Source organism: Streptomyces sp. NPDC051286, assembly GCF_044455345.1.
Taxonomy (GTDB): domain Bacteria; phylum Actinomycetota; class Actinomycetes; order Streptomycetales; family Streptomycetaceae; genus Streptomyces.
In genome coordinates this window covers 20,152-30,362 of the sequence record NZ_JBITER010000003.1, presented here as the reverse complement: position 1 = coordinate 30,362, position 10,211 = coordinate 20,152, and the positions used below count along the sequence as shown (strand labels likewise).

Annotated in this window: 7 protein-coding genes and 1 pseudogene; 4 read left to right on the top strand and 4 right to left on the bottom strand. The window is 68.6% G+C overall.

What is annotated here, in order from left to right; all coding sequences use genetic code 11:
- Nucleotides 1-131 precede the first annotated feature (131 nt).
- The 4 genes from ACIBB8_RS04750 to dnaK form a co-directional block, all read right to left on the bottom strand.
- The gene (locus ACIBB8_RS04750) at nt 132-578 is read right to left on the bottom strand and encodes a heat shock protein transcriptional repressor HspR (RefSeq protein ID WP_398948981.1); all 447 of its coding nucleotides are present in this window, start codon (nt 576-578) and stop codon (nt 132-134) included.
- A gap of 1 nt (nt 579) precedes the next feature.
- Nucleotides 580-1,767, bottom strand: coding sequence for a molecular chaperone DnaJ (gene dnaJ / locus ACIBB8_RS04745; RefSeq protein WP_398948980.1), 1,188 nt, complete (start codon nt 1,765-1,767; stop codon nt 580-582).
- 93 nt (nt 1,768-1,860) lie between these two features.
- A complete protein-coding gene (grpE, locus tag ACIBB8_RS04740; protein ID WP_398948979.1) occupies nt 1,861-2,511 on the bottom strand; it encodes a nucleotide exchange factor GrpE in 651 nt (216 codons plus the stop codon).
- Nucleotides 2,508-4,361: a molecular chaperone DnaK gene (gene dnaK, locus ACIBB8_RS04735; protein ID WP_398948978.1), complete on the bottom strand. Its 1,854-nt coding sequence runs from the start codon at nt 4,359-4,361 to the stop codon at nt 2,508-2,510. The genes grpE and dnaK overlap by 4 nt, the downstream gene beginning before the upstream one ends.
- Before the next feature lie 320 nt (nt 4,362-4,681).
- Between dnaK and ACIBB8_RS04730 the strand changes: the two genes are divergently transcribed.
- The 4 genes and pseudogenes from ACIBB8_RS04730 (at nt 4,682) to ACIBB8_RS04715 (ending at nt 10,211) form a co-directional block, all read left to right on the top strand.
- The gene (locus tag ACIBB8_RS04730) at nt 4,682-5,245 is read left to right on the top strand and encodes a sugar transferase (RefSeq protein WP_398948977.1); all 564 of its coding nucleotides are present in this window, start codon (nt 4,682-4,684) and stop codon (nt 5,243-5,245) included.
- A gap of 82 nt (nt 5,246-5,327) precedes the next feature.
- A complete protein-coding gene (locus ACIBB8_RS04725; RefSeq protein ID WP_398948976.1) occupies nt 5,328-7,595 on the top strand; it encodes a (Fe-S)-binding protein in 2,268 nt (755 codons plus the stop codon).
- Nucleotides 7,596-7,837: 242 nt separating this feature from the next.
- Nucleotides 7,838-8,743, top strand: coding sequence for a YIP1 family protein (locus ACIBB8_RS04720; RefSeq protein WP_398948975.1), 906 nt, complete (start codon nt 7,838-7,840; stop codon nt 8,741-8,743).
- Between the two features lie 437 nt (nt 8,744-9,180).
- A pseudogene (locus ACIBB8_RS04715) lies at nt 9,181-10,211 on the top strand (polyphosphate kinase 2 family protein).

The window sequence follows — 10,211 nt, the reverse complement described above, 5'->3', positions numbered from 1 at the left end:
CGGCCGCGGGGTTGCCGCGTTCCCGGGCGGGGGATCCCCGGCGCGGCCAAGCGGGGGGTAACGTCCCCGGCCCCCCCGGGGGGGGCCCCCCCCGGGGGGGGGGGGCGCCCCTCCGTCATGCGGATCCGCGCCTATTCCTTGGGCCGCTTCGGCCGCCACACCACCAGCGCGCTCGCCTGCTGCACATCCGTGTACGGCACCAGATCGCGCCGGTACGACGCGCGCACCTGCGCCTCACGCTGCTGCAGCGCCGCCGCAGCGCCGTCCACCGCCGCGGAGAGTTCGGCGACGCGCTGCTGGAGCGCGGCCACCTGGTTCTCCAGTTCGATGATGCGCTTGATGCCCGCCAGGTTGATGCCCTCGTCCTGCGACAGCTGCTGCACCGTGCGCAGCAGCTCGATGTCGCGAGCCGAGTAGCGCCGGCCACGGCCGGCCGTACGGTCCGGGGAGACCAGGCCGAGGCGGTCGTACTGGCGCAGTGTCTGCGGATGCAGGCCCGAGAGCTGGGCCGCGATCGAGATCACGTACACCGGTGAGTCATCGGTCAGTTCGTACGGATTGCGTCGTCGGCCGTCCACCTCAAGCTCCCTTCGCAGCCTGGAACAGCTCCGCCCGCGGGTCCTCCCCCGCGGTCGCCTTCCGGTAGGCCTCCAGCGCGTCCTGGGCGTCGGAGGTGAGGCCCGTGGGGACCGCCACCTCGACGGTGACCAGGAGGTCGCCCCGGGTGCCGTCCTTGCGTACGGCGCCCTTGCCGCGGGCGCGCATCGTACGCCCGTTGGGGGTGCCGGGCGGAAGTTTCAGGGTGACGGGCGGTCCGCCGAGCGTCGGGACCTTCACCTCGCCGCCGAGCGCCGCCTCCGCGAAGGTGACGGGCACGGTGACCGTGAGGTTGTCGCCCTTGCGGCCGAAGACCGGGTGGGCGTCGACATGGACGACGACGTACAGGTCGCCGGCCGGCCCGCCGCGCTCGCCCGGGGCGCCCTTGCCGCGCAGCCGGATCCGCTGGCTGTCGGAGACGCCCGCCGGGATCCTGACCTGCATGGTGCGCGACGAACGCGCCCGCCCGCTGCCCTTGCAGACATCGCACGGGTCCTGGGCGATGAGGCCCCGGCCCTTGCACTCCACGCAGGGATCGGTGAGCGAGAAACCGCCGCCACTGCCGCGCGACACCTGTCCGGTGCCGACACAGGTCGGGCAGACCCTCGGGGTGCCGTTCTTGTCGCCGGTGCCCGAACACGCCTTGCAGGGCGCCTGGCTGGACATCCGCAGCGGGACCGTGGCCCCGTCCACCGCCTCGGTGAAGCTGAGCGTCACCTCGGACTCGATGTCCTGCCCGCGGCGCGGCTGCACGCGTGTCCCCGTACCGCCGCCCCGGTTGAACAGCCCGCCGAAGACATCGCCCAGACCGCCGCCGCCACCGAATCCGCCGGGGCCGCCGGGGCCGCCGCCCTGCGTGCCTCCGAAGAGGTCGCCCAGGTCGAAGTTGAAGTTGCCTCCCGCGCCGCCGGGACCGGCCCGGAAGCCGCCGTTGCCGAAGAGGGCGCGCGCCTCGTCGTACTCCTTGCGCTTCTTGGCGTCGCCGAGGATGTCATTGGCCTCGGAGATCTCCTTGAAACGCTCCTCCGCCTTGTTGTCGCCCTTGTTCGCGTCCGGGTGGAACTCGCGGGCGAGCTTCCGGTACGACTTCTTGATCTCGGCTTCGGTGGCGTCCTTGGGGACGCCGAGGACCTTGTAGTAGTCCTTCTCGACGAAGTCCTTCGTGCTCATCGACGTCCCTCCTTCCGGACGATCGGCCGGGCGACCGGCCCGCGGGCCGGTCGCCGTGCCGGGCGGTGGGCCCCGCGGTGGTCGGACGAAATGTCAGACCTCCTCGGTGCCACCGCTCTCCTCGTCGTCTGTCTTCTCTTCCTTTGCCGCCGCGGGGCTCGCGCCCGGCTGCGGCTCGGCCACTGCCACCCGCGCGGGGCGGATGGTGCGCTCGCCGATGCGATACCCCGGCTGCAGGATCGCCACGCAGGTCGTCTCGGTGACGTCCGGCGCGTACGAGTGCATCAGGGCTTCGTGGATCGTCGGGTCGAAGGGCTCGCCCTCCTTGCCGAACTGCTGCAGGCCCAGCTTGGCGACGACCGTCTCCAGCGATTCGGCCACCGACTTGAACCCGCCCACGAGCTCGCCGTGGTCCCTGGCGCGGCCGACGTCGTCGAGCACGGGCAGCAGCTCGCTCAGGAGACCCGCAACGGCGATCTCCTTGACCGTGACCCGGTCCCGCTCCACGCGGCGGCGGTAGTTCTGGTACTCGGCCTGGAGCCGCTGGAGGTCGCCGGTGCGCTCGGTGAGCGCACTGCGTGCCTGGTCCAGCTGTGCCGTCAGACCGGCGGTCTCGTTCACGTCCCCGGCCGGGGCCGCCCCCTCCTCCGTGGAGGAGGAGGCAGCCTTCGGGTCGGCGTCGTCAGGGGTGGCGCCGGAGGGAACGTCGGGCTTCTCCTCGAAGCCCGGAGTCTCCTCGGTCACGCCGCACCGCCCTTGGCGTCCTTCTCGTCGTCCACGATCTCGGCGTCGACGACATCGTCATCGGCCCTGGCCTGCTCGGCGCCCGGCTGGCCGTCAGCCTGCGGGCCGCCCTCGGCCTGTGCGTTGGCGTACATCGCCTGGCCCAGCTTCTGGGAGACGGCCGCGACCTTCTCGGTGGCGGTACGGATCTCGGCGGTGTCCTCGCCCTTGAGCTTCTCCTTCAGCTCGGTGAGCGCGGTCTCCACCTCCGTCTTCACGTCGGCGGGAACCTTGTCCTCGTTGTCCTTGAGGAACTTCTCCGTCTGGTAGACGAGCTGCTCACCCTGGTTGCGGGACTCGGCGGCCTCGCGGCGGCGGTGGTCCTCCTCCGCGTACTGCTCGGCCTCCTCACGCATCCGGTTGACCTCGTCCTTCGGCAGCGAGGAGCCGCCGGTGACGGTCATCTTCTGCTCCTTGCCGGTGCCGAGGTCCTTGGCGGCGACGTGCATGATGCCGTTGGCGTCGATGTCGAACGCGACCTCGATCTGCGGGACACCACGCGGGGCCGGCGGCAGACCGGTCAGCTCGAACATGCCGAGCTTCTTGTTGTACGCCGCGATCTCGCGCTCGCCCTGGTAGACCTGGATCTGGACGGACGGCTGGTTGTCCTCGGCCGTCGTGAAGATCTCGGACCGCTTGGTCGGGATCGTCGTGTTGCGCTCGATGAGCTTCGTCATGATGCCGCCCTTGGTCTCGATACCGAGAGACAGCGGAGTGACGTCGAGCAGCAGGACGTCCTTGACCTCACCCTTGAGGACACCGGCCTGGAGCGAGGCGCCAATGGCGACGACCTCGTCCGGGTTCACACCCTTGTTGGCCTCCTGGCCACCGGTGAGCTCCTTGACGAGTTCGGCGACGGCCGGCATACGGGTCGAGCCACCGACGAGAACGACGTGGTCGATCTCGGAGAGCTGGATGCCCGCGTCCTTGATGACGTTGTGGAACGGGTTCTTGCAGCGCTCCAGGAGGTCCGCGGTGAGCTGCTGGAACTGGGCGCGCGTGAGCTTCTCGTCCAGGTGCAGCGGGCCCTCGGCGGAGGCCGTGATGTACGGCAGGTTGATCGTGGTCTCCGTCGAGGAGGACAGCTCGATCTTCGCCTTCTCCGCGGCTTCGCGGAGACGCTGGAGAGCCATCTTGTCCTTGGACAGGTCCACACCGTGACCGTTGGCGAACTGCTTCACCAGGTAGTCGACGACGCGCTGGTCCCAGTCGTCACCACCGAGGTGGTTGTCACCGTTGGTGGCCTTCACCTCGACGACGCCGTCACCGATCTCCAGGAGGGACACGTCGAAGGTGCCGCCACCGAGGTCGAAGACGAGGATCGTCTGGTCGTCCTTGTCGAGCCCGTACGCCAGCGCGGCGGCGGTCGGCTCGTTGACGATACGCAGGACGTTCAGGCCCGCGATCTCGCCGGCCTCCTTCGTCGCCTGACGCTCGGAGTCGTTGAAGTACGCCGGAACGGTGATCACCGCGTCGGTGACCTTCTCGCCCAGGTACGCCTCGGCGTCGCGCTTCAGCTTCTGCAGGATGAAGGCGCTCATCTGCTGCGGGTTGAAGTTCTTGCCGTCGAGGTCGATCTTCCAGTCGGTGCCCATGTGGCGCTTGACCGACCGGATGGTCCTGTCGACGTTGGTCACCGCCTGGCGCTTGGCGACCTCGCCCACCAGAACCTCGCCGTTCTTCGCGAAGGCGACGACGGACGGCGTGGTCCTGGCGCCTTCGGCGTTGGTGATGACGGTGGGCTCGCCGCCTTCGAGAACGCTGACGACGGAGTTAGTCGTGCCCAGGTCGATGCCGACCGCACGTGCCATTTCAATTCCTCCAACTGACTACTTGAGTGGATCTGGCTCAAGGATGCATGAAAGGCGCCCCGGAGTCAACAGAGCTGAGTCGGGTCGACTCAACTATCGTGCATACACCCCGCGCCACCTGCGCGGCATCGGACGACACCGGCCCGCCAGGCGGGCCGCATACCCGGTCCATCATCGTCACGTGGGATCGTTCTGTTACAAAATGGCGAGAGCTGCGCAAAACAGGCACTCGATCCGTCCGAGTCAGGCAGGTGTGAACGATGCGGATGCGCACGCGGATGCGGATGCGGACACACGCGTGGCCCGGACCGAGGTCGCGCATGACAGCCAAGCGCGCACTGGATCTCGTCCTCGGCTCGGCCCTGCTGGCCCTGACCGCTCCCCTGCTCGCCGCCGCAGCCCTCACCCTCGTCGCACAGCGACCCCCGGGCCGCGTACTGACCCGCTCCACCCGGATCGGACTGGCCGGCCACCCCTTCGCGCTGCGCTCCCTGGGCACCCGTCGGCTGCGCCTGGACGTGCTGTCCCGGCTGCCCCACGTCGTACGGGGAGATCTCTCGCTCGTCGGACCGGAACCTCTCGCCCCTGACCACGAGCGGGCGGGCGCCTCGAACGAGACCGGTGCGCGACACTGGCGGCAGGAACTGAGACCCGGCCTCACCGGCCTGGCCCAGGTCCGCTCCCGCTCCAAGATGCCCTGGGACGAACCCGCCCTGCTCGACCAGCACTACGCCGAGCACCACTGGCTGGGACTCGACCTGGCCATCCTCGCGGAAGCCGTATACACCCCACTCCGCGCCACCCTCCGCGGGCTCACCCACCGCGGGAAGGCGCACCTGAGCGACACAGATCACCGGCGGCGCGGCTACAGCGCGGCGGAATAAGTGGATAGTGTCAGCACAGACTGATTAAGTTACTGCTTAGTACGTGCTGGATCCCACCCTCGCAGGCCCGAGGAGCCCCCAAATGCAACTCGCCGCGATCATCGTGTCGCTGGTTCTGACCGTGGTCGGCGTTGCGCTCTTTTTCCGAGCCTTCGCGCAGATCTACCGGTTTGTCAGGCTCGGACAGCCGGTACCGGCGGGCAGCCGAACGGACAACCCCAAGGCCCGAACGATCACCCTGGTCAGGGAGTTCCTCGGCCACAGCCGGATGAACCGGTGGGGCATCGTCGGCTTCGCCCACTGGTTCGTCGCCATCGGCTTCCTGACGCTGCCGCCGACGCTGGCCCAGGCATACGGCCAGCTCTTCCATGCCGACTACACCCTCCCCGTCCTCGGCGGATTCCTGCCGTTCGAGATGTACACCGAGTTCATCGGCCTGATGACGACGGTGGGCATCGCTGTCCTGATGGTGATCCGGCTGCTCTCGCTCCCCTCCCGGGCCGGCCGCAAGTCGCGCTTCGCGGGCTCCAAGGCGTGGCAGGCGTACTTCGTCGAGTACGTCATCCTCACCATCGGCCTGGCGATCCTGACCCTGCGCGGTCTCGAGGGCGCGATCCACCACGTCGAGAGCTACGACGCGGCGTACTTCGTCTCGTACCCGCTGGTGCTCGCCTTCAAGGGCCTGAGCGTCACCACGCTGCAGAACCTCATCTACTTCACCGCGATGGTCAAGATCAGCGTCTCGCTGATCTGGATGATCACGGTCTCGCTGAACACCAACATGGGTGTCGCCTGGCACCGCTTCCTCGGCTTCCCGAACATCTGGTTCAAGCGCAACGCGACCGGTGAGAGCGCGCTGGGCGCCCTGCAGCCCATGACCTCCGGCGGCAAGCCGATCGACTTCGAGGACCCGGGCGAGGACGACGTCTTCGGTGTCTCCCAGGTCGAGCAGTTCTCCTGGAAGGGCATCCTCGACTTCTCCACGTGCACCGAGTGCGGTCGCTGCCAGTCGCAGTGCCCCGCCTGGAACACGGGCAAGCCGCTCTCCCCGAAGCTCCTGATCATGTCGCTGCGCGACCACGCGCACGCCAAGGCCCCGTACCTGCTCGCCGGTGGCGGCAAGGACATGGAGGGCAACGAGAAGGCGACCGAGGAGCAGCTGAAGGACGTACCGGCAGCCGCTCTCGCAGAGGCCGAGCGCCCGCTGATCGGCACCGTCGAGGAGAACGGCGTCATCGACCCGGACGTGCTCTGGTCCTGCACCACCTGCGGTGCGTGCGTGGAGCAGTGCCCGGTCGACATCGAGCACATCGACCACATCGTCGACATGCGCCGCTACCAGGTGATGATCGAGTCCGCGTTCCCGTCCGAGGCGGGCACGATGCTCAAGAACCTGGAGAAGAAGGGCAACCCCTGGGGGCTGGCCAAGAAGCAGCGCGTCGAGTGGACGAAGGAAGTCGACTTCGAGGTCCCGATCGTCGGCAAGGATGTCGAGGACCTTTCCGAGATCGACTACCTCTACTGGGTCGGCTGCGCGGGCGCTCTCGAGGACCGCGCCAAGAAGACCACCAAGGCCTTCGCGGAGCTGCTCCACATCGCGGGCGTGAAGTTCGCGATCATGGGCGGCGACGAGAAGTGCACGGGTGACTCGGCCCGCCGCCTGGGCAACGAGCCGCTGTTCCAGCAGCTCGGCCAGGAGAACGTCGCGATGCTGAACATGGCGTTCGGCGAGGACGACGACGATGAGGCGACGAAGAAGCCGAAGTCGTCGAAGAAGATCGTCGCGACCTGCCCGCACTGCTTCAACACCATCGCGAACGAGTACCCGCAGCTCGGCGGCGAGTACGAGGTCATCCACCACACGCAGCTGCTCCAGCACCTCATCGACGAGGGCAAGCTGATCCCGGTGACGCCGGTCGAGGGTCTGATCACGTACCACGACCCCTGCTACCTGGGCCGTCACAACAAGATCTACACGCCCCCGCGCGAGATCATCGCGAAGGTGCCGGGTCTGCGGAACGAGGAGATGCACCGCCACAAGGAGCGCGGCTTCTGCTGCGGCGCCGGTGGTGCCCGGATGTGGATGGAGGAGCGGATCGGCAAGCGCATCAACAACGAGCGTGTCGAGGAAGCCCTCTCCCTCAACCCGGACATCGTCTCCACCGCCTGCCCGTTCTGCCTCGTCATGTTGACCGACTCGGTCAACGGCAAGAAGAACGACGGCCAGGCCAAGGAGTCGGTCCAGGTGGTCGACGTCTCGCAGCTGCTGCTGGACTCGGTGAAGACCCCGTCGGACCCGGCCGGCGAGCCGGAGACGGCGGACGCGCCGGAGCCCGAGCCGGTGAAGTAGCCGGTCTCAGCGGTACAGAAGCGGTCGGACCTGCCTCGGGGGCAGGACCGGCCGCTTCTGCTGTCGGGCGGGCTGACGCCTGCCATCGAACCGGCCCTGTTCCCGTACAGCAGAGCCGGGTTCTGCGCCCACCGGCGGGCCCCCCAGGGTCCCCCTAGGGGATGTCACAGCTCGGCCGCAAAGGGGGCCGGGTTCCCCCGGCTCTCCCACCGCACACCCGCGGACCAGGTACGTTCGATGACGTGGCTGGATTCAGGATCGGACGCGGCCGGGACAACCGCACCCCTCAACAAGGGCAACAACAACCGCAGCAGCAGCCGTACGGCACGCAGGCACCACCGCCGCCGTACGGACAGCAGCCATGGCCCCCGGCGGGAGGCAACGGCGCCCCGTACGGAGCCCGGCACCCCGGCGGGCACCAGGGCTACAGCGGCGGACACGGCGAACCCGAATACTTCGGCGACCCGTACCACCAGCCTCACCAGCCCCACCAGGGCGACCCGTACGCCAACAACCCGGGTCACACCCAGGCGTTCAGCATCAACGAGGACCCGTACAGCGGCGGCAACACCTACCGCGCCGGCCAGGCACCCGCCCAGCCCGCCGGCCCCCGCCTGCACTGGCAGCAGCTGCTGAGCGGCATCGTGCTGCGCCCCGGACCGACGTTCTGGCAGATGCGCGACTACCCCGTCTGGGGCCCGGCCCTCATCGTCACGTTCCTCTACGGCCTGCTGGCGCTCTTCGGTTTCGACCAGGCCCGCGACGACGCCATCCACGCAACGATCTCCACCGCCGTCCCGTACGTCCTCCTCACGGGCGTCGGCTTCGTCATCGGCGGTCTGGTCCTCGGCGCGGTCACCCACACCCTCGCCCGCCAGCTCGGCGGCGACGGCGCCTGGCAGCCGACCGTGGGCCTCTCCATGCTGATCATGTCGATCACGGACGCGCCCCGGCTGATCTTCGCGCTCTTCCTCGGCGGCGAGAACTCCCTGGTTCAGATACTCGGCTGGATAACCTGGCTGGCGTCGGCCGCGCTGTTCACCTCCATGGTGAGCAAGTCGCACGACCTGCCGTGGCCGAAGGCGCTGGGTGCGTCCGCGATCCAGCTCATCGCGCTGCTGTCGATCATCAAGCTGGGCACGATCTGACGACCGCGTCCCACGACAGCAAAGAATCCCCGGCACAAGGCGCCGGGGATTCTTTGCTGTCACGGACCGGACCTGATCTGAATCAGAGCCTGTCGGGCGTCGAGAACCTGCCCGCAGAGGAACCGGTGACGACGAGCAAGCGGCAAGGGCACACAGATGCGAGCCCATCACCCTCGGCGTGCGACGAGCCGACGTGCGGCGCACCCTATGAGAACGGACGCCGCGAGAATCCTCATACCTATCCGGGTTCATCGTGGCGCGCTGCCGTTCTGACCCCGCCTGGGCCGCCGGCCCCGGAGCCATCGGGTGAGCGGCTCACGCGTCGGTGGTGGCCGAGGCCGCTCCGGTCTCCGCCGGCGGCGGGGAGCAGTCCGCGACGGTGGCGAGGGCCGGGACGCGCGGCGCTCACCGTGACCGGAGGGAAGGGCTGATCGGTGATGGCGGACGAGAGAGCCGAACGCATCGCGGAGTTCATCGGGCCGCTGCGGGTGAAACCGGGCTCGAAGGTGAACCTGGCCGGGACTTCGATCCTCGCTACCAGGCCGGCCTGAGGAAACGCGACGGGGTCGAGCTGCTGCAGACGGGGGTGTCCCTGCTGGCGGAGTACCAGGAACGGCTGGCCGCCCAGGACACCTATGGCGTACTGCTCTGTCTCCAGGCGCTCGACGCCGGGGGCAAGGACGGGACGATCCGCCATGTCATGAGCGGCGTCAACCCCCAGGGCGTGCAGGTCAGCAGCTTCAAGGTGCCCTCCACCGAGGAACTCGACCACGACTACCTGTGGCGTTACGCCCGTCGGCTGCCCGCGCGCGGAGAGATCGCCATCTTCAACCGCTCGCACTACGAGGAGGTCCTCGTCGTGCGGGTGCACCCGGAGAACCTCGTCCGGCAGAAGCTGCCGGACGACGCCCGCGGGCCGCGGGTATGGGACCGCCGCTACCGGGAGATCAACAACTGGGAGCGCTACCTCACGGACAACGGGTTCAAGGTGGTGAAGATCTTCCTGAACCTCTCCAAGGAGGAGCAGCGCATCCGCTTCATGAAGCGGATCGACCTGCCGGAGAAGAACTGGAAGTTCTCCGCGGCCGACGTCAGGGAGCGGCGCCGTTGGGACGACTACCAGCACGCGTTCTCCGAGATGCTGTCGGCAACGAGTACGAAGTGGGCGCCCTGGTACGTCGTGCCGGCGGACCGGAAGTGGTTCGCGCGGATATGCGCGGCGGCGGTGCTCGCGCACACCCTGATGGACATCGATCCCCAGTACCCCGAAGTGGGGGAGCAGACCCGGAAGGATCTGCTCGCGGCCAAGCGGGAGCTGGAGCAGGAGGCCCCCGCGGGTGCCCCGGCCGACCCGTACGACGCCTCCCGGCATCCGGCGGCTGCCCGGACCGCGAACGGGAGCGACACCCCGGCGGGTGGCAGGCGCGCGTCCGGCGCCGGGCGGCCGACGAAGAAGAAGCGCGGCTAG

Bases quoted from the DNA above. Each gene is read 5' to 3' on its own strand.
- ACIBB8_RS04725 (WP_398948976.1), top strand. From the start codon at position 5,328: ATGCAACTCGCCGCGATCATCGTGTCGCTGGTTCTGACCGTGGTCGGC.
- dnaJ (WP_398948980.1), bottom strand. From the start codon at position 1,767: ATGAGCACGAAGGACTTCGTCGAGAAGGACTACTACAAGGTCCTCGGC.
- dnaK (WP_398948978.1), bottom strand. From the start codon at position 4,361: ATGGCACGTGCGGTCGGCATCGACCTGGGCACGACTAACTCCGTCGTC.
- ACIBB8_RS04730 (WP_398948977.1), top strand. From the start codon at position 4,682: ATGACAGCCAAGCGCGCACTGGATCTCGTCCTCGGCTCGGCCCTGCTG.